A 20,684-nucleotide genomic window follows, 5' to 3' on the forward strand; every position below is an offset into this window, starting at 1 on the left:
TACCGGGAAAGATCGATGCCGGGTTCGGCCCGACATGCCTGAAGAACAAGGATTGGAGCGACCCATGAATGAGGCAGTTCGAAATCCCGCCAAGCCGACCAATGGGCCGACCAATGGGCCGATCATCGAGATCGAGAACCTGTCGATCTCCTTCTTCACCCGCAAGGGCGAGATCCCGGCCGTCATGGATTTTTCCTGCACGGTCATGCCTGGCGAGGCGATGGGTATTGTCGGCGAATCCGGCTGCGGCAAGTCGACCGTGTCGCTCGGTATCATGCGTGACCTCTCCAACATCGGAAAGATCGTCGGCGGAAAGATCAAGTTCCAGGGCAAGGACATGGGAGAACTGTCCGACGAGGAACTGCGCGCTATCCGCGGCAACAAGATCGCCATGATCTACCAGGAGCCAATGGCCAGCCTCAACCCCGCGATGAAGGTCGGCCAGCAGCTGATGGAAGTGCCGCTGATCCACGACAAGGTGTCGAAGGACGAAGCTTACAAACGCGCTTTGGAAATGGTGCGCGCGGTGAAGCTGCCGGATCCCGAGCGCATGATGCGTTCCTACCCGCACCAGCTTTCCGGCGGCCAGCAGCAGCGCATCGTCATTGCCATGGCGCTGCTGTCGAAGCCGGCGCTGCTTCTGCTCGACGAGCCGACGACAGCGCTCGACGTGACGGTTGAGGCCGGTATCGTCGACCTGGTCAAGGGGCTGGGCGAGAAGTTCGGCACCTCGATGATCTTCGTGTCGCACAATCTGGGCCTGATCCTGGAGACCTGCGACCGCATCACGGTGATGTATTCGGGCGAAGCGGTGGAGACGGGCAAGATCAAGGACGTCTTCGACCGGATGCGCCATCCCTACACGCAAGGCCTGTTCCGCTCGATCCCATTGCCGGGCGCCGACAAGAATTCGCGGCCGCTAATATCCATCCCGGGTCAGTTGCCGCTACCGCACGAGCGGCCGAAGGGCTGCAATTTCGGCCCGCGCTGCCACCATTTCGTCGAGGGCGTCTGCAACGCCGCCGAAATTCCGATGATCGCGGTCGAAGGCCATGACGGGCATTTCTCGCGCTGTGTGCGCTTCAACGAGATCGACTGGGAGGCGCTGCCACCCGGCGCCAAGAAGGTGAACGAGCGGGTGGTGCCCGGTGCGCCGGTGCTCCAAATCGAAGACCTCAGGAAGTACTACAAGGTCGGCGGCAGCGAAGTGTTCGGCTCGAGCGAGGGCCGTGTCGTCAAGGCCAATGAGACGATCTCGTTCATGGCGCGCGAATCCGAGACCGTCGCTATCGTTGGCGAATCCGGCTGCGGAAAATCGACCCTGGCCAAGGTGCTGCTCGGCCTCGAAACGGCAAGTTCCGGCCGCGTCAAGCTCGGCAACAAGGAGATCCAGTCGACCGGGATCGAGAAGCGCAGCGTCGACACGGTATCGTCGATCCAGATGGTGTTTCAAAATCCGTTCGACACACTCAATCCCAGCCATTCGGTCGGTTCGCAGATCATTCGCACGCTGGAAAAGTTCAATGTCGGCAACACGGTGGCCGACCGGCGCAAGCGGATGCTGGAATTGCTAGACCTGGTGAAGCTGCCCAGAGCATTCGAGACACGCAAGCCGCGCCAGCTTTCAGGTGGCCAGAAACAGCGCATCGGCGTGGCGCGCGCCTTTGCCGGCGACGCCAAGGTGGTGGTGGCCGACGAGCCGGTCTCGGCATTGGATGTGTCGGTCCAGGCGGCGGTGACCGAGCTTTTGATGGACATCCAGCGCAAGAACAAGACGACGATGCTGTTCATCAGCCACGATCTGTCGGTGGTGCGCTACATCGCCGACCGCGTCGTCGTCATGTATCTCGGCTATATCGTCGAGCAAGGCACGACCGACCAGATATTTTCGCCGCCCTATCACCCCTACACCGAGGCGCTGCTGTCGGCGATCCCGATTGCCGATACCAGCGTGGTGAAAAGGCACATCGTGCTGGAAGGCGACATTCCGTCAGCGATGAACCCGCCCTCGGGATGTCCGTTCCAGACGCGCTGCGGCTACAAGAAACTGGTGCCGGACAATCTTTGCGAAACTACGGTGCCGCCAGTCAAAAATCTCGGCGACGGCCATATGAGCCTGTGCTGGCTGTCCGACGACGTGCTGGCGAAAATGGAGCCGGTGATCAAATTCGACAAGGAGCACGCCGCGAATGAGGGCGTGCCCGAGGATGCAAACCACGGTGTTGGCCCGGGCTTTGCCGGAGATCCGCCCAAGCGCCCGCATGGGAAGACTGGCAGCGTTGAAGCCGATGCCGAGGGCCAGGCAGTGGAGAATGCCGAAGCGGTCGCCAAAGCCCGAAGTCACGAGATTCGCGACGAGGTTTCAGAGACCGGCGGGACCTCAAGCCCTGCCGATAGCGCGGTGGCACCAATCACGCCGCCGACGGTCGGTGATGGACGGCAGGCAGAGGACGCTCCGCGCAGGCCGCGCAAACCCAAGGGCGGCTGAAATGCCGCTAGTACGCTAGGGCGCGCATTGCCGTAGCTGCGCGGCGTAGTCCTGGGCCATCTGCTCGGTGGCGTGCGCATAGCGCTGCACGTCAGCGTCGCCGCGATTACCGCGCTTATAGGCGTTCCAGCCGAGATAGTAGGCGAGATACAGATTGTAAGTGTCGTTGCGGGCGACGCCGAGTGTGTCGGCGGTCTTGGAATGATACCAGCCGACAAAATCGACGGCATCGGCAAACCTGGTGCGGCGCGCCGCCCAGCTGCCGGTCTCGTTCTGGTATTGCGCCCAGGTCCCGTCGAGCGCCTGCGAGAAGCCGGTTGCACTGGAGATATGTTTCCAGGGAATGAAGCCCAGCAGCTTGGTGCGCGGCGGCCTGGCGTTGCTCTTGAAGCCGGATTCCTTGCGCACCGTCGCCATCAGCACGGGAACCGGCACACCGTATTTCTGCTCGGCGCGTTGTGCCGCCGCCTGCCAATTGTCGAACCAGCCGTCATTCTGGTCGAAAACGGCACAGACATCGTTGATGTGGTTCGGCGGCGTCGCGCAGGCCGAAAGCGTCAGCGGCACGGCAATCGCTACAATTTTACTAAAACTCGACCTACGCATCGGAAGAGCATTAGGCTGAAAACATAAAAGGAATCTTGCGGCGTTTCTTAACGGCTCGTCGGCCGTTTTGGCTGGCGCTGAGGAAGTATGAACATTCCGACGTTTGTTGTCGCTTTTACCGATATGAAATTCCCGGAATGGCGCCTTGGCTAAAATCACGCCCGCAGGTGGCGGATTCTTGACAGCTCGATCTTCGCGCCAGCGCTTTGATGCGCCGCATGAGCGAACCAAGACGCAAGCGCGGCGCCGAGCGAACCAGCAACAGGGGACCGACCGCCATCCCGCAACTGCCGCTCAGGCGGGTGACAAACCCTTATCCGCCGATGGCGATGCTCTCGGCCGACCAGATCGAGGCGATCCACCAGGCGTCGACGCACATTCTTGAGAATTTCGGCATCGAGGTGATGAGCCCGCGGGCGCTGTCGCTGTTCGAGAAGGCCGGGGCCAAGGTCGATCATGCCACGATGAACGTCCGCATCGATCGCGCCATGATTGAGGAAGCGCTGAAGACGACGCAGTCCAGCTATACGCTGACGCCGCGCAATCCCGCCCATGCCGTCCACCTCGGCGGCAATACCATCAACTTCACGCTCGTCGCCGGGCCGCCGAATGTGCACGACATGGAGCGCGGCCGCCGTGCCGGCAATTTGCGCGATTATTCCGATCTCGTCCGGCTGGCGCAGCATTTCAACTGCATCCACATGCTAGGCAACCAGGTCTGCGCGCCGATGGAACTGCCGGCGAATTCCCGCCACCTCGACACCTATTTCGCCAATCTGACGCTGACCGACAAAAGCTTTCACGTCTCGGCTATCGGCCGCGGCAGGGCGCTCGACGGCATCGAAATGATGGCAATCGCGCGCGGACTGACGCTTGACGAGATGCGCGACGATCCCGGCGTCACCACGATCATTTCGGTCAACTCGCCGCGCCGCTTCGATGAGATGATGGCCGAGGGGCTGATGACGATGGCCGAGTTCGGCCAGTCGGTGGCGGTAACGCCGTTCACGCTGATGGGGGCGATGAGCCCGGTGACGCTTGCCGGCGCGCTCGCCCAGCAGAATGCCGAGGCGCTGTTCGGCGTGGTGCTGACGCAGCTCGTCCGCCCCGGCGCGCCGGTGATGTATGGCGCCTTCACCTCCAATGTCGATATGAAATCGGGAGCGCCCGCGTTCGGCACGCCTGAAAACACCAAGGCGAATATCGCGTCCGGACAGTTGGCGCGGCGTTACAGGCTGCCTTACCGGACGACGCCGGGCTCGGCTTCCAACGCCGCCGACGCGCAAGGCGCCTATGAGACGCTGATGGCGCTGTGGGGCGCGGTGCTCGGCCATGGCAACCTCGTCTACCATGCCGCCGGCTGGCAGGAGGGCGGACTGACAGCGTCGTTCGAAAAGTTCATCATCGACGTCGAGATGATCCAGCACATGATGGAGTTTTTGCGCCCGATCGAAGTCAACGAGGCCGAGCTTGCCGTCGAGGCTCTGGGTGCGGTTCCGACCGGCGGCCACTTTTTCGGCGAGCCACACACGCTGGAGCGCTACGCCACGGCCTTCTACCAGCCGATTCTGTCCAACTGGCAGAACTACGAGGCCTGGGAGGAGGCCGGTGGGCTCGACGCCACGGCGCGTGCGACGAGGCTGTGGAAGAAGGCGCTAGAGGACTATGTCGAGCCGGTGATGGAAATCTCCAGGCGCGAGGCGCTGGAGGCGTATGTGGCCAAGCGCAAGGAAGCGATCGGGCAAAGCGAGCCTTAAGCGCCGCTCTTCTTGTTTGGATTCATTCTCTTCTCCTACAGAATCATGAAACCCAACCAACTCTTTGAAATGACGAGAATCCCATGAAATCGCATGCAAAGGTCGTGGTTATCGGCGGTGGCGTTGTCGGGTGCTCCGTGCTGTTCCATCTGGCCCGTCACGGCTGGACCGACATAGTGCTTCTGGAGCGCGATGAATTGACCTCCGGCTCGACCTGGCACGCGGCCGGCGGCATGCACACGATCAATGGCGACCCCAACGTCGCCAAGCTGCAGAAATACACGATCTCGCTCTACAAGGAGATCGAGGAGCTGTCCGGCCAGGCGACTGGCGTGCATCTGACCGGCGGCGTCTTGCTGGCGGCGACCGAGGCGCGGCTCGACTGGCTGCGCGGCGTCGTCGCCAAGGGTCGCTATCTCGGCATCGACCTCGAGGAGATATCGCCTGATGAGGCGGCCGAGCTGATGCCGCTGCTCGATCCCAAGCAGTTCGTTGGTGCTGTGCGCAACAAGGAGGACGGTCATCTCGACCCGTCCGGCGTTACCCACGCCTACGCCAAGGCGGCGAGGAAGCTTGGTGCCGAGGTCGAGCGCTTCACCAAGGTCGAGGACATCGTGCGACGCGCCGACGGACTGTGGCGCGTCATTACCAACAAGGGCGAGGTGGTGGCCGAGCATGTCGTCAACGCCGGCGGCCTGTGGGCGCGCGAGGTCGGCCGCATGGTCGGGCTGGAGCTGCCGGTGCTGGCGATGGAGCACATGTACCTGATCACCGAAGACATGCCGGAAGTCGCCGCCTGGAACCAGAAGACCGGCACGGAGATCATCCACGCGGTCGATTTCGACGGCGAGCTCTATCTGCGCCAGGAGCGCGGCGGCATGCTGATGGGCACTTACGAAAAGGCCAACAAGCCATGGTCCGAGTTCCAGACGCCGTGGAATTTCGGCCACGAGCTGCTCGAACCCGACATCGACCGGATCGCGCCGTCGCTGGAGGTCGGGTTCCGGCATTTCCCGGCCTTCCAGAACACCGGCATCAAGCAGATCATCAACGGTCCCTTCACCTTCGCGCCGGACGGCAATCCGCTGGTCGGGCCGGTGCGCGGCCTGCCGGGATTCTGGGTGGCCTGTGGTGTCATGGCGGGGTTCTCGCAGGGAGGCGGCGTCGGCCTGGCGTTGTCGAACTGGATGATTGAGGGCGATCCCGGCGCCGATATCTGGGCGATGGATGTGTCGCGTTACGGTGACTGGGCGACGATGGCCTACACCAACGCCAAGGTGCGCGAAAACTATTCGCGGCGGTTTTCGATCCGCTTCCCGAACGAGGAACTACCGGCCGGACGGCCACTCAGGACGACACCGGTCTACGACCTGTTGTCGGTCAAGGGCGCGCAATGGGGGGTCGCCTATGGGCTGGAAGTGCCGCTGTGGTACGCGCCCGAAGGCGTCAAGGACGAATTCTCCTGGCGCCGCTCGAACGATTTCGAGCATGTGGCGAGAGAAGTGGAGACGGTTCGGCAGGGCGTTGGTCTCTCGGAAATCTCGTCATTCGCCAAATACAGGGTAACCGGCGAGGGCGCTGCAGCCTGGCTCGACCGCCTGCTTGCCTGCAAGTTGCCAAGCCCCGGCCGCATGACGCTGGCGCCGATGCTGAAGGAAGACGGCAGGCTGATCGGCGATTTCACGCTGGCCAATCTCAGCAGCCTAAATTCTGAAAATGGCGATTGGTTCCTGGCCGGCTCCGGCGTCGCCGAGCAGTACCATATGCGCTGGTTCGAAGCGCATCTGCCGAAGGACGGCTCTGTCAGCATCGAGGCGCTCGGCGCAAAACTCACCGGCTCGTCGATCGCCGGGCCGAGCGCGCGGAAGCTTCTTGAAAAGGTCACACGATCTGACGTGTCGAACGCGGCTTTTCCGTTCATGGCCATCAGCAGGATGGACATCGGCATGGCGCCGTGCCTGGTCGGGCGCGTCAGCTACACCGGCGATCTCGGCTACGAAATCTGGGTGGCGCCGGAATATCAGCGCACCGCCTATCAGGCGCTGATGGCGGCGGGCGAGGAATTCGGCATCGGCCTGTTCGGCTCGCGCGCCCTCAATGCGCTGCGGCTGGAGAAGAATTACGGCTCATGGGCGCGCGAATACCGGCCGATCTACGGGCCGCTGGAGGCTGGGCTCGACCGCTTCGTTGCCTATGGCAAGCAGGCCGATTTTATTGGCAAGCAGGCCGCATTGGCGGAGCGCAAGCACGGCGGCAGACTGCGGCTGCGGGCCTTTGTCGTCGATACTGTCGATGCCGACGTCATCGGCGACGAGCCAATCTGGTTTGGCGGTGCCGTGCGCGGCTGGGTCACGTCGGGCGGCTACGCACATCATTCGAAAAAATCCGTCGCCATCGGCTATGTGCCGAAAGAGATTGCCGACGAAGTTGAAGGCTTCGAGATCGAGATTCTGGGCAAACGCCACGCTGCGCGCATGCAGCCGATCCCGCTGTTCGACGCGAATTTCGAGCGGATACGTGGGTGAAGACGCGCCGACGCCTCAGCTGTTGCGCCGGTTGTCGAGGGCCAGGGCACCCGGACCGGCAAACACCAGATAGAGGAAAATGAAGCAGAACGAGATCGCCGAATCGCCGCCATTGTTGATGGGGAAGAAGTCGCGCGGCATGTGCGCCATGAAATAGGCGATCGCCATCTCGCCAGCCAGGAGGAAGGCGACCGGCCGGGCGAAGCGCCCAGGCGCCAAGAGAATGCCGCCCACGAATTCGAGGAGGCCAGCGGTCAGCGTCAGCCCGGTCAATGTACCGGCATGGTCGCCGGCGGGAAAATTGAACAGCTTTTGCGTACCATGTTCGATGAATTGCAGTGCCGTCATGATGCGCAATGCGGCCAGAGCCTGCGGCTGATATCTGGCAAGGCCGTCGAAAAGCTTCATCTAAGACTCCATTTCACCCCCGAACCGGCCATAGATTATCGCCCGGCAGGGGACCATTCACTTCGCATGGCCCGCCATCAACAATCAGTGATGGAAATGTTCCTCGTCCTTTCAATATTTTTCTCTCCAGGGTTGTATTTAAACCGCTATAGTTGTACTGAGATCCAGACACTCCAAACCATGTGGGTTCCGTTTGCCATGAGAAAAGTCGTCGTCAGCCTATTCGCCATCCTTGCAGGCACCAGCGTCGCCATGGCCGACGACGCCGGCTGTGCTGCTTTCAAATGGCCAGTGACGCGCGAGGAGGCCCTGTTTGCGGCGGCGCCCGCCGCGCAGTCCGGCGCTGACCTTTCGGTCGGCGAGGCTGCAGATGTGGCGTTGGCGCCGGTCGGCACGATCAGCTTCACCGTTCCGCCGGAACGCGCGCCGGCAGCCGGTACATTCGGCGCGACGGCGAGCGTGGCCGTGCCCCCGGAGGGAAAACTCCAGATCAGCCTGTCTGATGAGGCCTGGATCGATGTCGTTCAGGACGGTAAAGCCGTGAAGTCGGCGGCTTCCAGTGGTATAAAAACCTGTCCGGGGATCCGCAAGAGCGTGCGCTTCAAGCTAGCCGCCGGCCGGGCGACCATCCAGCTCAGCGGCGCCAAGAAGCCCGATCTCAAAGTTTCCGTGCTGACGCCGGAATAGTTCTCAAAGAGCGTTAGATTGGAGGGACAGCGCCCCTCTCTGTCCTGCCGGACATCTCCCCCACGAGGGGGGAGATCGGTTTTTGCTGCCGGTTTCGCCAATCGCGACGCGACGTTGCTACCGCACCGGTGCCATTAGCGCGAAATGGGCGCCTTGTGGGTCTGTGCACTGCACGATCCAGCTGCCGCCGGGGACCTCCATCGGACCCATCAGGATCTTGCCGCCATTGTCGGTGACGCGCTTGGCTGCCGCGTCGATGCCGGGCACGTTGAAATAGAACTGCCAGACCGGCACCGGGATCTGCTCGGGCTTGTTCATCATGCCGCCAACAGGCTCGGCGCCGAAGGCGAAAAGCTGGTAGACGCCCATCGGACCCATGTCCATGGCGTCGCCCTTCTCCCAGCCGAACTGGCTGGAATAGAAATCGAACGCCGCCTTCCAGTCTGACGTGTAGAGCTCATGCCAGCCGACGTTGCCGGGTGTCGTCAACGGCAGCGGCGGCTGGTCGGGGCCGCTGGGCTGCAGGAAGTTGAACATCGCGCCTTGCGGGTCGGCAACGACGGCGAAGCGGCCGACGCCAGGAATGTCGTCGGGCTCGCGGTGAACCGCGCCACCAGCCTTCTTGAGGGACGCCGTTGCGGCATCGACGTCCCTGGTGAGGATATAACCGATCCAAGCCGGCGGCATGCCCATCTTGCGCGCGTCCTCGGGCAGCGTCATCAGCCCGCCGACGCCGCGCTCGCCGACATTCATGACGATATAGCGCGGCATGCCCTGGGCCCCTTCGAAAGGCTGCCCCCTCCAGCCCACCACGGAGGTGTAAAACGCCTCGGCGGCGTCGAGATCGGTGGTCATCAGCTCGTACCAGAAGAAAGGCATGGGGGACTGTGGCATTGTCGTGCTCCTTGCGGTTTGTACATCGATCATGCGCGATCCATTCTAGGACGATCTTCACGACGAAAATCCGACAGCCAACCAAAAAAGATGGCGGCGAATTGGAAATGTTACCGGGTTGTGCGCCCTGCGGTTTTCGATCTTGCTTGCAGTCAACGAGGGGTTGTTGATCCATGCGCCGGGATCTCGCTCACTTCCGAACTTGTCGCGCTGTGCCATCGAGAGAGCCAATCCGTACCTGCTTCGTGACGCATGGCCGTTTGGAAAACATGACTATTATAATCATGTTTTTTGAAGGTTTTCAGCGGGTTGCGGCGAAAATTGACCAATTGATAAAAAAATAAAACGTGCTAGCCTTCCCCAAAACAAGAACATGGGGAACTGACGATGCCAGAAGGCCAGTTCAAGCAAGGCATTGCCGGCGGGCGGCTCTCGCCGGAGCAATATGCCGATAATTTTGCCGACCTGCATCCACCGCTCGATCATCACGAGGCGCTGGTCGAGTCCGACCGCTGCTATTTCTGCTATGACGCGCCGTGCATGAATGCATGCCCGACTTCGATCGACATCCCGCTGTTCATTCGCCAGATTTCGACGGGCAATCCGATCGGCTCAGCCAAGACTATTTTCGATCAGAACATTTTGGGCGGCATGTGCGCCCGCGTCTGCCCGACCGAGACGCTGTGCGAAGAGGTCTGCGTGCGCGAGGTGGCAGAAGGCAAGCCGGTGCAGATTGGTCGCCTTCAGCGCTACGCCACCGATGTCGCGATGGCCGAAAACAAGCAGTTCTACAAGCGCTCCGAACCGACCGGCAAGACGGTCGCCGTGGTCGGCGCCGGACCGGCCGGGCTTGCGGCCGCGCATCGGCTTGCCCGCCACGGTCACGACGTGACCATCCTGGAAGCCCGCCCGAAGCCCGGCGGCCTCAATGAGTACGGTATCGCGGCCTATAAGAGCGTCGACAATTTCGCCCAGGCCGAAGTCGACTATGTCACCTCCATCGGCGGCATCGACATCCAGAACGGCAAGGCGCTCGGCCGTGACTACCAGCTGTCGGACCTGACCAGGAACTACGATGCGGTGTTCCTCGGCATGGGGCTTGCCGGCGTCAATGCCTTGCGAGCGGATGGCGAGGAGGCGCAAGGCGTCACCAATGCCGTCGAGTTCATTGCCGAGCTTCGTCAGGCCAGTGATCTGGCCAGCCTGCCGGTCGGCCGGCGTGTTGTCGTCATCGGCGGCGGCATGACGGCGATCGACGCGGCGGTGCAATCGAAGCTGCTCGGAGCCGAAGAGGTGACGATCTGCTATCGGCGCGGCCCTGAGCACATGAATGCTTCCGAATTCGAGCAGGATCTGGCTGCCGCCAACGGCGTCATCATCCGGCACTGGTTGCAGCCGAAGCGGGTCATTGCCGACGCTGGCAAGGTGTCGGCGATCGAGCTCGAATACACCGCGATGGACGGCGACAGGCTCGTCGGCACCGGCGAGCGGCTGACGCTGACTGCCGACCAAGTGTTCAAGGCGATCGGCCAGAGCTTTGTCCCAGCTGCGCTCAACGGCAGCGGTGCGGAGATCGCGCTGGAAGCCGGCCGCATCAAGGTCGACGCCGAAGGCCGCACCTCGCTGCCAAACGTCTGGGCCGGCGGCGACTGCATCTTTGGCGGCGACGACCTGACAGTCTCGGCCGTCGCGCAAGGCCGCGATGCTGCGGAAGGCATTCATCGGGCATTGACCTCGAACGGGAGGGCATGAGCATGGCAGACATCCGCAATAATTTCGTCGGCATCAAATCGCCGAACCCGTTCTGGCTGGCGTCGGCGCCGCCGACCGACAAGGCCTACAACGTCATCCGCGCCTTCAAGGCCGGCTGGGGCGGTGTCGTCTGGAAGACGCTGGGCGAAGAGGGCCCACCGGTGGTCAACGTCAACGGGCCACGCTATGGCGCCATCTGGGGCGCAGATCGTCGCCTGCTTGGCCTGAACAACATCGAGTTGATTACCGACCGCGACCTGCAGGTCAATCTGCGCGAGATCAAGCAGGTCAAGATGGACTGGCCCGACCGGGCGATCGTCGTCTCGCTGATGGTGCCGTGCGAGGAGCATGCCTGGAAGGCGATCCTGCCGGTGGTCGAGGAGACCGGCGCCGACGGCATAGAGCTCAATTTCGGCTGCCCGCACGGCATGTCGGAACGCGGCATGGGTGCCGCCGTCGGCCAGGTGCCGGAATACATCGAAATGGTGGTGCGCTGGTGCAAGGCCAACACCCGTATGCCGGTGATCACCAAGCTGACGCCGAACATCACCGACATACGCAAGCCGGCACGCGCTGCCCTTGCCGGCGGCACCGATGCGGTGTCGCTGATCAACACCATCAATTCGATCACCGGCGTCAATCTCGATAGTTTCGCACCGGAGCCGACGATCGACGGCAAGGGTTCGCATGGCGGCTATTGCGGTCCGGCGGTGAAGCCGATCGCCATGAACATGGTGGCCGAGATCGCGCGCGACCCTGAAACGCATGGCCTGCCGATCTCCGGCATCGGCGGCATCACCACCTGGCGTGACGCCGCCGAGTTCATGGCGCTCGGCGCCGGCAATGTGCAGGTGTGCACTGCGGCGATGACCTATGGCTTCAAGATCGTGCAGGAGATGATCGCCGGCCTGGAAAACTGGATGGACGAGAAGGGCCATGCCTCGCTCGACGACATCATCGGCCGCGCAACGCCCAACGTCACCGACTGGCAGTACCTCAACCTCAATTACATCGCCAAGGCGCGCATCGACCAGGACGCCTGCATAAAATGCGGCCGCTGCCACATCGCCTGCGAGGACACCTCGCACCAGGCGATCACCAGCATGGTCGACGGCGTCAGGCATTTCGAAGTGATCGAGGCCGAATGCGTCGGCTGCAATCTCTGCGTCAATGTCTGTCCGGTCGAGAACTGCATCACCATGGAGCCTTTGGCGGCCGGCGTGATGGACCAGCGCACCGGCAAGCCGGTATCGCCGATCTATGCCAACTGGACGACGCATCCGAACAATCCGATGGCCAAGGTGGCGGCGGAGTAGCATTGCGAAAAAAAGCGGCGTTCACGGGCGCCGCTTTTTAATTTTCCTATTGCGGATAAAAACTATCCACGATAATCTATATCCATGAATGGGAGAGCGAAATGAAGCTGGGCGAAGGCGTCGAAGCGGCCATCCACTGCGCCGCGATGCTTGCCGGCGTTGATGGCGCCGCGACCTTGCCGGGTGCTGCCATGGCCGAAGCGTTCGGGCTGTCGCCGAGCTATCTGCTAAAGCATCTCAACGCGCTGACAGCGTCGGGCATTCTGGAATCGGTGCCGGGGCCGTCCGGCGGCTACCGGCTGGCACGGCCGGCGGAACGCATAACGCTGCTCGATATCGTACTGGCCGTCGAGGGGCGCGAACCGGCCTTCCGCTGCGCCGAAATCCGCCAGCGCGGCCCGGCGAAGCTCGATGCCTCGGTCTATGTCAAACCCTGCGGCATCAACGTGGCAATGCTGAAGGCCGAACGTGCCTATCGCGCCGCGCTCGCCGACGCCCGGCTGTCCGACATCGTTGCGGAATACACGGCCGATGCCGATCCCCGTTCGGTCGCGGCCAACTGCGCCTTCGTCGGGCGCCACCAGCGGCCGCAGAAATCAAGTTCAACCAAGCAAGCATGAAAGGCTACAGACGATGAAACAGAGGCTGCAATTTTTCGGCGCGGCGCCGGAGATCATGAAGGCGGTGTCGGCGCTCAACAAGGCAGTCGACGAATGCGGGCTCGAAAAAAGCCTGTTGCATCTGATCAAGCTCAGGGCGTCGCAGATCAACGGCTGCTCGTATTGCGTCGAGATGCACAGCCGCGAAGCGCGCCGCGACGGCGAAAGCGAGCAGCGGCTCTATCTGGTCTCCGCCTGGAAGGAATCGCCGCTGTTTTCGGAGCGCGAACGCGCAGCCTTCGCCTGGACCGACGCGCTGACCAGGATCGCCGACAACGGTGTGTCGGACGAACTCTATGCAAGGACGCTTGAGCATTTCTCGGAAGAGGAACTGGTCAAGCTCTCGGTTGCGCTCGGCATGATCAACACCTGGAACCGGCTTTGCGTTCCGTTCCATGCAATCCATCCGATGCCAGCGGTCTTGGCCGCTTGAGCATGGACCAGGCGCGCAGCCTTGCGCCGCGCGCCTCTTTTCTGCCCAAGGACCTGACAGCATGTTTTCAAACTTTGATAGTGAGATACTATTCGCCGCCCGCTTGCTGCTTGGCGGCGCCTTTGTCTTTGCCGGCCTGCGCAACGTTCAGAACGCGGCATTGGTGAGCCAATTGATGACGACGCGCGGCGTGCCGCAGGCACGGCTGGTGCTGTGGCTGGGGATAGTCCTGCAGATGGTCGCCGGAGCACTGGTGATTGTGGGCATCTGGACCGCTGCCGCCGCTCTGTGCCTGATCCTGTTCCTGATCGTTGCCACGCCGATGTTTCATAACTTCTGGAATCATCAGGGCCCGGAGCGCGCGTCCCGCATCAACGGTTTTGTCGGCAACGTCGCGCTGACCGGAGGATTTCTGGCGCTGATCGCGCAATCGCTTTGACAGCGATCATCGCGTCGAGGTAGCCGCGTTACGCCGCATACCGCAAGCCGCCATCACAGGTCAGGACCTGGCCGGTAACGAAACTGTTCGAAACCAGGAACGCAATCGCCTCGGCGACGTCCTCGGCGCGACCGATACGGCCGACCGGCGTCTTGCCGGCATACTCGGCAAACACCGCCTGCCGCTGCCCATCGGGCAGAAAATCCCACCATGGCGTGTCGATGACACCCGGTGCCACGACATTGACGCGTAACGGCTTCAGCTCCATTGCCAGGATCGGCACCACGGTCAGCAGCATGCCGTTGACGGCGGCGATGCCGGCGACACCCGGCGCCGACAATTGCGCCGACACCGCCGAGATGAAAGTCACCGAGCCACTCTTGTTCAGTGTCGGCAAGGCCGCCTGCAGGCAGGAGAGCTGTGGCCGGACCTTCTCGTCGACGCCACCGCCGATGTCGGTCAGGTCAAGCGTTTCGAACGGGCCGAGCCCCTTGCCGCCGCTGGCGGCCAGCACCAGGTGATCGAAAGGGCCGAGGTCGCTGAAGAACCGGCGAACCTCGTCCGGTTTCGCGGCATCGAAGGCAGCTTTTTCGACCGCACCGCCAAGGCTTTGCCATGCGTTGTCGAGCCTTTCCTGGTTGCGCCCGGTCATCGTCACCTTCATCCCCAGGCCGAGCAGCTCTTTCGCGGTGGCGAGGCCGATGCCGGAGGAGCCGCCGACGACGACGGTGTGATAGGTTTTCTCGGTCATGAATTTTCCTTCTTCGATGTTGCGGAAGCGGGTGCGAGCCCGACAAGGCCGAGGCTCAATTCGCGCAACTGCTGCCTTGCCTTTGCGTCATAGGCTTGCGCATCGGCGCGGGATTCTCTTTGGCCGTCGAAATAGAGGCCGCTTCGCCCTTCGAGTGCCGGCGATGTGGCGAGGTTGGTGATGGCTTCGGCGCCGGTTTCGACCGAGCTCCACGGCGTGATGCCCGCCTGCCGCACCATCGTGGTGTTCATGTAGCTTGCGGGATGCAAGCTGTTGACGGTCACATTGGTGCCGTTCAGCTGCTCCGCCAGATCGATGGTGAACATGATCTGCGCCAGCTTGCTCTGGCAGTAGGCACGGACGCCGTCATAGGAGCGGGTCAGCATGACGTCGTCGAAATCGATCGCCTGCTGGCCGGCCGAGGCGACGTTGACAATGCGCGCCGGCGCGCTGGCCTTGAGCAGCGGCAGCAGCTCCATGGTGAGCAGGAAGCCGGCGAGATAATTGACAGCAAAGCGCAGTTCGTAGCCGTCGGCACTGACTTGTCGTTTGGAGTTGGGACCGGCGGTGCCGACGCCAGCATTGTTGATGAGGATTTCGAGCCGCTTGGTCCTTGCGCTCACGGCCTCCGCGAGGCGGCGGACTTCCGCCAGGGAGGAGAGATCGGCGACGAGCAGCTCGGCCTTGCCGCCGGCGGCTTCGATTTCGGCCACGATCGCCTTGCCCCTTGTCGCGTCGCGGCCATGCACCAGGATGCGGGCGCCGCCAGCGCCGAGCCTTTGCGCGACGACGCGGCCGACGCCGTCGGTCGACCCGGTGATGAGGATTGTCTTGTCTGTCAGTTCCATGTTCAGAGCCTCCATCTCATCGCTCTGAGCGGAAAGATGGGGCACCAGCCACTTGCCAAACAGTTCAAACTTTATCCTGGTATCGATACTGCTATAATAGCGCCGATGGATTCCACCACGCACTCCGCCGAAGACAGCCGCCGCCGCGAGCTTGGCGCCTTCCTGCGCTCGCGGCGCGAAAGGCTGACGCCTTCGGCCACCGGCATCTCGACGGGGTTGCGCCGGCGCACGCCCGGGCTGCGGCGCGAGGAGGTGGCGATGATCGCCGGCGTCGGTACGACCTGGTACACCTGGCTGGAGCAAGGTCGTGACGTTCGGCCGTCGGTGGAAGTGCTGACCGCACTCAACCGGGCGCTGCGCCTGGACGCGGCCGAGCAGCGGCATCTGTTCATCCTTGCCGGCCGACCGCAGCCGGAGCGTCGCGTCGACGCGCCGGAAAAGGTCGATAGTCCGTTGCTGCACATGCTGCAGTGCCTGGTCCTGCAGCCGGCCTATGTCCTTGGGCGGCGCTGGGATGTGCTGGCCTGGAACTCTGCCGCGGCAGCCGTGTTCGGCGACTATGGTTTGCTGGAGGGCGATTCCCGTAACATCGTCCACATGGTTTTCACCAGCCCGCAGCATCGGCGCCTGCTCGTCGACTGGGAGGAACTGGCGCGTGCCGTGCTGGCGTCATTCCGGGCAGAAAGCGCCAGATATGTCGGCGATCCGGATTTCGAGCGGCTGATCGCGCTGATGACGCGCTCGAGCCCGGAGTTTCGCGCCTGGTGGCCGTTGCGCGACGTGGCCCGCAACCTATCGGGAGTGAAGCATGTCCGGCACCCGATAGCGGGCGCCATGGCTTTCGAGCATATGAGCCTGTCGATCGACGACGGCTCGGATATGAAGCTGATCGTCTACACGCCGCTCGCCGAGCAGAACTCGATCGCCAAGCTCGAACAGCTGCTGGAGACGCTTCCGGCCGAGCGGCGCAGCGCGTGAACCCTATCTTTGTTTGACCATGATCTTGTCCGAAAACCGGCTTCCACTTTTCGGGATCATGGTCGTCAGCCTTTCGGCTTCAGCCCGTCGATGAACAGTTGCTCGAGAAACCTTGCGGCATCCTCGAAGCGGCCGTCGCCACCGCGGTCGGGGCCGAGCACGGCGCGGACCTGGACGTCGAAATCGGCATAATGCTGCGTCGTCGCCCAGATCGAGAAGATCAGGTGCCAGGGGTCGGTGCGGGCAATCTTACCGGCGCGCATCCAGCCCTTGATGACATTGGCTTTCTCGTCGACCAGCGTCTTCAACTCGCCTTCCAGCATCGGCATGATGCGCGGCGCGCCCTGCAGGATCTCGTTGGCGAACAGCCGGCTCTCGCGCGGGAAATCGCGCGCCATTTCGAGCTTGCGCCGGATGTAGCTGCGCAGTTCGGTCAAGGGGTCGCCGATATCGTCGAGTTCGCGCAGCGGCGCCAGCCAGGTGTCGAGAAGCCGCTGCATCAGCGTCTTGTGGATGTCCTCCTTGCGGCGGAAATAATAGAGCAGGTTCGGCTTCGACATGCCGGCGGCTTCGGCGATCTGGTCGATGGTCGAGCCGCGAAAACCATTGGTCGAAAAGACTTCGAGCGCCGCTTCGAGGATGAGCTCGCGCTTTTCCAGCTGGATGCGGGTGCGGCGAGGAGTGGAGCTTTCGACCGCTCCCGTCACCTCGAAAAACCTTCGCTGCGAGGAGCGTCTGGACCAATTCTCTGGACCAGTTTTTCTCCGCCCTGTGGAGCGCACTTCGAAAGCCGCATTTCCGCTAGTAATCCCTTGACCGCTGATAGAGCGGTGCTAACGTTTGTCCAACCGGTCAAAAATTTGCGTAGCACGAAAACACAGCAAAGACCAAGTGTTGGAAAGACCAGGCGTTAGCCGCACCGAAACAGGTTACAAGGGGAAGTCTTGGTCATGTCCAACCGGCTGAAAGTCACGCCGAACGATCTCAGTGCATTCTGGATGCCGTTCACGGCAAACCGGCAGTTCAAGCAGGCGCCGCGCATGATGGTGTCGGCCAAGGACATGCATTACACGACCAGCGACGGGCGCAAGGTTCTCGACGGCACCGCCGGCCTGTGGTGTGTCAATGCCGGCCACTGCCGCCCAAAGATCACCGAGGCGATCCAGAGCCAGGCGGCCGAGCTCGACTATGCGCCGGCGTTCCAGATGGGCCACCCGATCGTGTTCGAGCTGGCGAACCGGCTGGTCGATATCGCGCCGAAGGGCATGGACCATGTGTTCTTCACCAATTCCGGATCGGAATCGGTCGAGACCGCGCTGAAGATGGCGATCGCCTATCACCGCGTAAAAGGCGAGGGTTCGCGCACCCGTCTGATCGGCCGCGAACGCGGCTATCACGGCGTCAATTTCGGCGGCATCTCGGTCGGCGGCATCGTCACCAACCGCAAGTTGTTCGGCACACTGCTCGGCGGCGTCGATCACATGCCACACACGCATCTGCCGGAAAAGAACTCCTTCACCAAGGGCGTGCCCGAGCATGGCGCGGAACTGGCGAACGAGCTGGAGCGCATCGTCGCACTGCACGACGCCTCGACCATCGCCGCCGTCATCGTCGAGCCGGTTGCCGGTTCCACCGGCGTCATCCTGCCGCCGAAGGGCTATCTGCAGAAGCTGCGCGAGATCTGCACCAAGCACGGCATTCTTCTGATTTTCGATGAGGTCATCACCGGTTTCGGCCGTCTCGGTACGCCGTTTGCCGCCGACTATTTCGGCGTCACGCCGGATATCATGACCACGGCGAAGGGCGTCTCCAACGGCGTCATCCCGATGGGCGCGGTGTTCGTGAAGAAGGAAATCCACGACGCCTTCATGACCGGGCCCGAGCACATGATCGAGTTCTTCCACGGCTACACCTATTCAGGCAATCCGATCGCCTGCGCGGCGGCGCTGGGCACGCTCGACACCTACAAGGAAGAGGGGCTGCTGACGCGCGGCGAGGAAGTGGCGCCGTACTGGGAGGACGCGCTGCACTCGCTGAAGGGCGAGCCGAACGTCATCGACATCCGCAACATCGGCCTGATCGGTGCAATCGAGCTGGCGCCGATCGCCGGCCAGCCGACGAAGCGGGCTTTCTCGGCCTTTGTCAAGGCGTTCGAGCGCGGTGCATTGATCCGCACCACCGGCGACATCATCGCGCTGTCGCCGCCGCTGATCATCACCAAAGGCCAGATCAACGAATTGATCGACCATGTGCGCGAAGTGCTGAGGGCGGTGGATTGAACCAGGCGCAGCTTTCCCTCGCCCTCGAGGGGAGGGTGGCCGCGAAGCGGCCGGGTGGGGTCGGTGCGGCAGCGCGCCAACCTGACCTTCGGCCGCGTAGGTGCCTGTGATGCCGCGGACCCGCGTGAGCTTCGAAATGCGCCAAAAGGCGCGCGCGCTTCGGGTTCATGCGACCAAAGGCGAATCGCTGCTTTGGTATGAACTGCGCGAATTGAAATCGGCCGGGATGAAATTCCGCCGCCAGTGTCCGATCGGGCCTTACATCGTCGACTTTACCTGCCTCGCGGTAAAGCTGGTCGTTGAAGTCGATGGTGATCTGCACGAACAGGAGAAGGGCAAACGGCACGACGCCGTCCGTGATGCCTATCTGCGATCGCTTGGGTTCGATATCTTTCGCGTCGATGAGCCCGATGTCATAAACAGCGCTTGGCATGTCGCACAGGTGGTCAAGGAGAAGGTCGCGCGCATGTCAGCCGACCCCACCCGACCGCTTCGCGGCCACCCTCCCCTCGAGGGGGAGGGGGACGCTGGCGTGCCGCAACCGATGAGGTTTTAGAATATGGCCGCCCCCGGCGAGAATCTGCGAATCAATTCAGACCGTTTGTGGGATTCGATAATGGAGATGGCGAAGATCGGCCCTGGCATTGCCGGCGGCAACAATCGCCAGACCGTTACCGACGAGGACGGCGAAGGGCGGCACCTGTTCAAGCGCTGGTGCGATGAGGCGGGGCTCGAAATGGGCGTCGACGAGATGGGCACGATGTTTGCCCGTCGCGAAGGCACCGATCCCAGCCTGCCGCCGGTCTATGTCGGCAGCCATCTCGACACCCAGCCGACCGGCGGCAAGTATGACGGCGTGCTCGGCGTGCTCGGCGGGCTGGAGGTCGTGCGCTCGCTAAACGATCTCGGCATCAAGACAAAGCACCCGATCGTCGTCACCAACTGGACCAACGAGGAAGGCGCGCGCTTTGCGCCGGCCATGATGGCGTCCGGCGTTTTCGCCGGCGTGCTCGATCAGGCCGACGTTTATTCGCATGTCGACAAGGACGGCAAGAAATTCGGCGAGGAGCTCGAACGGATCGGCTGGAAGGGGACCGAGAAAGTCGGCGAGCGCAAGATCCACGCCTTCTTCGAATTGCATATCGAGCAGGGCCCGATCCTCGAGGACGAGGGTATCGACATTGGTGTCGTCACCCATGGGCAAGGGTTGAAATGGCTGCAGGTGACGCTGACCGGCAAGGAGGCGCATACCGGTTCGACGCCGATGCCGAAGCGGCGCAATGCCGGGCTCGGCATGGCGCGGGTGATCGAATTGGTGCACGAGATCGCCATGGACTACCAACCCGACGCCGTCGGCGCGGTCGGCCATATGGAGGTCTATCCGAACTCGCGCAACATCATCGCCGGCCGCACCGTCTTCACCATCGACATCCGCTCGCCGGAAAAGAAGGTGCTGGACGCTATGGACGGCCGCATCCGCGAAGGCATCGACACGATCTGTGACGCGCTCGACATCAAATATCAAATCGATCAGGTCGGCCATTTCGACCCGGTCACCTTCGACGCGGGCTGCGTCAAGGCTGTGCGGGATGCGGCGGAGCGCCTGGGCTATACGCATCGCAATATCGTCTCCGGCGCCGGCCATGACGCCTGCTGGATCAACCGCGTCGCACCCACCGCAATGGTGATGTGCCCCTGCGTCGACGGTCTCAGCCACAACGAGGCCGAGGAAATCACCAAGGAATGGGCAGCGGCCGGCGCCGACGTGCTGTTCCACGCGGTGGTCGACACGGCGGTGATTGTCGAATGATGGGGTAGCTGCCGCCTCGCAACGCCGCTCGCAAGAAGCGCGAAGAGAATAAGG

The 20,684-nt window shown here is 62.6% G+C and carries 19 protein-coding genes; 13 read left to right on the plus strand and 6 right to left on the minus strand.

The annotated features are described in order from the left end of the window. Positions 1 to 64: 64 nt before the first annotated feature. On the plus strand, positions 65 to 2,488 hold the full coding sequence (locus tag NKI19_RS06485; RefSeq protein ID WP_352564382.1) for a dipeptide ABC transporter ATP-binding protein: 2,424 nt from the start codon (positions 65 to 67) through the stop codon (positions 2,486 to 2,488). A 15-nt stretch (positions 2,489 to 2,503) separates the two neighbouring features. On the opposite strand, the gene NKI19_RS06490 is transcribed toward NKI19_RS06485, so the two are convergent. After that, positions 2,504 to 3,094 carry a transglycosylase SLT domain-containing protein gene (locus NKI19_RS06490; protein WP_352564384.1) on the minus strand — a complete coding sequence of 197 codons (591 nt, stop codon included), beginning with the start codon at positions 3,092 to 3,094 and terminating at the stop codon, positions 2,504 to 2,506. Between the two features lie 218 nt (positions 3,095 to 3,312). Between NKI19_RS06490 and NKI19_RS06495 the strand changes: the two genes are divergently transcribed. Further along, positions 3,313 to 4,851 (plus strand): trimethylamine methyltransferase family protein, encoded by a 1,539-nt coding sequence (locus NKI19_RS06495; protein WP_352564385.1) that lies wholly within the window; start codon positions 3,313 to 3,315, stop codon positions 4,849 to 4,851. Between the two features lie 83 nt (positions 4,852 to 4,934). Beyond that, on the plus strand, positions 4,935 to 7,376 hold the full coding sequence (locus NKI19_RS06500; RefSeq protein ID WP_352564387.1) for a GcvT family protein: 2,442 nt from the start codon (positions 4,935 to 4,937) through the stop codon (positions 7,374 to 7,376). Positions 7,377 to 7,391: 15 nt separating this feature from the next. Here the strand turns inward: NKI19_RS06500 and NKI19_RS06505 are convergent, their stop codons facing one another. After that, a complete protein-coding gene (locus NKI19_RS06505) occupies positions 7,392 to 7,784 on the minus strand; it encodes a DoxX family protein (protein WP_352564389.1) in 393 nt (130 codons plus the stop codon). A 180-nt stretch (positions 7,785 to 7,964) separates the two neighbouring features. Between NKI19_RS06505 and NKI19_RS06510 the strand changes: the two genes are divergently transcribed. Then, entirely contained in the window at positions 7,965 to 8,471 is a 507-nt protein-coding gene (locus NKI19_RS06510) for a hypothetical protein (RefSeq protein WP_352564538.1), read from the plus strand. Between the two features lie 117 nt (positions 8,472 to 8,588). On the opposite strand, the gene NKI19_RS06515 is transcribed toward NKI19_RS06510, so the two are convergent. After that, positions 8,589 to 9,365, minus strand: a complete 777-nt coding sequence (locus NKI19_RS06515; protein WP_352564391.1) for a VOC family protein — start codon at positions 9,363 to 9,365, stop codon at positions 8,589 to 8,591. 387 nt (positions 9,366 to 9,752) lie between these two features. On the opposite strand from NKI19_RS06515, the gene NKI19_RS06520 reads away from it, so the two are divergent. From NKI19_RS06520 to NKI19_RS06540, 5 genes are all read left to right on the plus strand, one after another. Next, a complete protein-coding gene (locus NKI19_RS06520; RefSeq protein ID WP_352564393.1) occupies positions 9,753 to 11,117 on the plus strand; it encodes an NAD(P)-dependent oxidoreductase in 1,365 nt (454 codons plus the stop codon). Between the two features lie 2 nt (positions 11,118 to 11,119). Continuing rightward, positions 11,120 to 12,433 (plus strand): NAD-dependent dihydropyrimidine dehydrogenase subunit PreA, encoded by a 1,314-nt coding sequence (gene preA, locus NKI19_RS06525; protein WP_352564395.1) that lies wholly within the window; start codon positions 11,120 to 11,122, stop codon positions 12,431 to 12,433. Positions 12,434 to 12,534: 101 nt separating this feature from the next. Next, on the plus strand, positions 12,535 to 13,053 hold the full coding sequence (locus NKI19_RS06530) for an RrF2 family transcriptional regulator (RefSeq protein WP_352564397.1): 519 nt from the start codon (positions 12,535 to 12,537) through the stop codon (positions 13,051 to 13,053). 13 nt (positions 13,054 to 13,066) lie between these two features. After that, positions 13,067 to 13,525 carry a carboxymuconolactone decarboxylase family protein gene (locus NKI19_RS06535; RefSeq protein WP_352564399.1) on the plus strand — a complete coding sequence of 153 codons (459 nt, stop codon included), beginning with the start codon at positions 13,067 to 13,069 and terminating at the stop codon, positions 13,523 to 13,525. 61 nt (positions 13,526 to 13,586) lie between these two features. Further along, entirely contained in the window at positions 13,587 to 13,964 is a 378-nt protein-coding gene (locus tag NKI19_RS06540) for a DoxX family protein (RefSeq protein ID WP_352564400.1), read from the plus strand. 28 nt (positions 13,965 to 13,992) lie between these two features. Here NKI19_RS06540 and NKI19_RS06545 read toward each other — a convergent pair whose 3' ends face one another. Further along, entirely contained in the window at positions 13,993 to 14,715 is a 723-nt protein-coding gene (locus tag NKI19_RS06545; protein ID WP_352564402.1) for an SDR family oxidoreductase, read from the minus strand. After that, entirely contained in the window at positions 14,712 to 15,563 is an 852-nt protein-coding gene (locus NKI19_RS06550; RefSeq protein ID WP_352564403.1) for an SDR family NAD(P)-dependent oxidoreductase, read from the minus strand. The genes NKI19_RS06545 and NKI19_RS06550 overlap by 4 nt, the downstream gene beginning before the upstream one ends. Before the next feature lie 105 nt (positions 15,564 to 15,668). Here NKI19_RS06550 and NKI19_RS06555 point away from each other — a divergent pair, with 105 nt between their 5' ends. Further along, positions 15,669 to 16,541: a helix-turn-helix transcriptional regulator gene (locus NKI19_RS06555; protein WP_352564404.1), complete on the plus strand. Its 873-nt coding sequence runs from the start codon at positions 15,669 to 15,671 to the stop codon at positions 16,539 to 16,541. 65 nt (positions 16,542 to 16,606) lie between these two features. On the opposite strand, the gene NKI19_RS06560 is transcribed toward NKI19_RS06555, so the two are convergent. Next, positions 16,607 to 17,248, minus strand: coding sequence for a TetR family transcriptional regulator C-terminal domain-containing protein (locus NKI19_RS06560; protein ID WP_352564406.1), 642 nt, complete (start codon positions 17,246 to 17,248; stop codon positions 16,607 to 16,609). A 243-nt stretch (positions 17,249 to 17,491) separates the two neighbouring features. Here NKI19_RS06560 and aptA point away from each other — a divergent pair, with 243 nt between their 5' ends. The 3 genes from aptA (at position 17,492) to NKI19_RS06575 (ending at position 20,630) form a co-directional block, all read left to right on the plus strand. Continuing rightward, positions 17,492 to 18,820 (plus strand): omega-aminotransferase AptA, encoded by a 1,329-nt coding sequence (gene aptA / locus NKI19_RS06565; protein ID WP_352564408.1) that lies wholly within the window; start codon positions 17,492 to 17,494, stop codon positions 18,818 to 18,820. Positions 18,821 to 18,929: 109 nt separating this feature from the next. Next, entirely contained in the window at positions 18,930 to 19,376 is a 447-nt protein-coding gene (locus NKI19_RS06570; protein ID WP_352564410.1) for an endonuclease domain-containing protein, read from the plus strand. A 3-nt stretch (positions 19,377 to 19,379) separates the two neighbouring features. Further along, positions 19,380 to 20,630: a Zn-dependent hydrolase gene (locus NKI19_RS06575; RefSeq protein ID WP_352564411.1), complete on the plus strand. Its 1,251-nt coding sequence runs from the start codon at positions 19,380 to 19,382 to the stop codon at positions 20,628 to 20,630. The last annotated feature ends 54 nt before the right edge of the window (positions 20,631 to 20,684 follow it).

The organism is Mesorhizobium sp. M0751 (assembly GCF_040320265.1).
GTDB lineage: Bacteria > Pseudomonadota > Alphaproteobacteria > Rhizobiales > Rhizobiaceae > Mesorhizobium.

Excerpts from the sequence above, each read along its gene's own strand:
- NKI19_RS06485 (WP_352564382.1), top strand. The coding sequence starts at position 65 with ATGAATGAGGCAGTTCGAAATCCCGCCAAGCCGACCAATGGGCCGACC.
- NKI19_RS06490 (WP_352564384.1), bottom strand. The coding sequence starts at position 3,094 with ATGCGTAGGTCGAGTTTTAGTAAAATTGTAGCGATTGCCGTGCCGCTG.
- NKI19_RS06495 (WP_352564385.1), top strand. The coding sequence starts at position 3,313 with ATGAGCGAACCAAGACGCAAGCGCGGCGCCGAGCGAACCAGCAACAGG.
- NKI19_RS06500 (WP_352564387.1), top strand. The coding sequence starts at position 4,935 with ATGAAATCGCATGCAAAGGTCGTGGTTATCGGCGGTGGCGTTGTCGGG.
- NKI19_RS06505 (WP_352564389.1), bottom strand. The coding sequence starts at position 7,784 with ATGAAGCTTTTCGACGGCCTTGCCAGATATCAGCCGCAGGCTCTGGCC.
- NKI19_RS06510 (WP_352564538.1), top strand. The coding sequence starts at position 7,965 with ATGTGGGTTCCGTTTGCCATGAGAAAAGTCGTCGTCAGCCTATTCGCC.
- NKI19_RS06515 (WP_352564391.1), bottom strand. The coding sequence starts at position 9,365 with ATGCCACAGTCCCCCATGCCTTTCTTCTGGTACGAGCTGATGACCACC.
- NKI19_RS06520 (WP_352564393.1), top strand. The coding sequence starts at position 9,753 with ATGCCAGAAGGCCAGTTCAAGCAAGGCATTGCCGGCGGGCGGCTCTCG.
- preA (WP_352564395.1), top strand. The coding sequence starts at position 11,120 with ATGGCAGACATCCGCAATAATTTCGTCGGCATCAAATCGCCGAACCCG.
- NKI19_RS06530 (WP_352564397.1), top strand. The coding sequence starts at position 12,535 with ATGAAGCTGGGCGAAGGCGTCGAAGCGGCCATCCACTGCGCCGCGATG.
- NKI19_RS06535 (WP_352564399.1), top strand. The coding sequence starts at position 13,067 with ATGAAACAGAGGCTGCAATTTTTCGGCGCGGCGCCGGAGATCATGAAG.
- NKI19_RS06540 (WP_352564400.1), top strand. The coding sequence starts at position 13,587 with ATGTTTTCAAACTTTGATAGTGAGATACTATTCGCCGCCCGCTTGCTG.
- NKI19_RS06545 (WP_352564402.1), bottom strand. The coding sequence starts at position 14,715 with ATGACCGAGAAAACCTATCACACCGTCGTCGTCGGCGGCTCCTCCGGC.
- NKI19_RS06550 (WP_352564403.1), bottom strand. The coding sequence starts at position 15,563 with ATGGAACTGACAGACAAGACAATCCTCATCACCGGGTCGACCGACGGC.
- NKI19_RS06555 (WP_352564404.1), top strand. The coding sequence starts at position 15,669 with ATGGATTCCACCACGCACTCCGCCGAAGACAGCCGCCGCCGCGAGCTT.
- aptA (WP_352564408.1), top strand. The coding sequence starts at position 17,492 with ATGTCCAACCGGCTGAAAGTCACGCCGAACGATCTCAGTGCATTCTGG.
- NKI19_RS06570 (WP_352564410.1), top strand. The coding sequence starts at position 18,930 with ATGCCGCGGACCCGCGTGAGCTTCGAAATGCGCCAAAAGGCGCGCGCG.
- NKI19_RS06575 (WP_352564411.1), top strand. The coding sequence starts at position 19,380 with ATGGCCGCCCCCGGCGAGAATCTGCGAATCAATTCAGACCGTTTGTGG.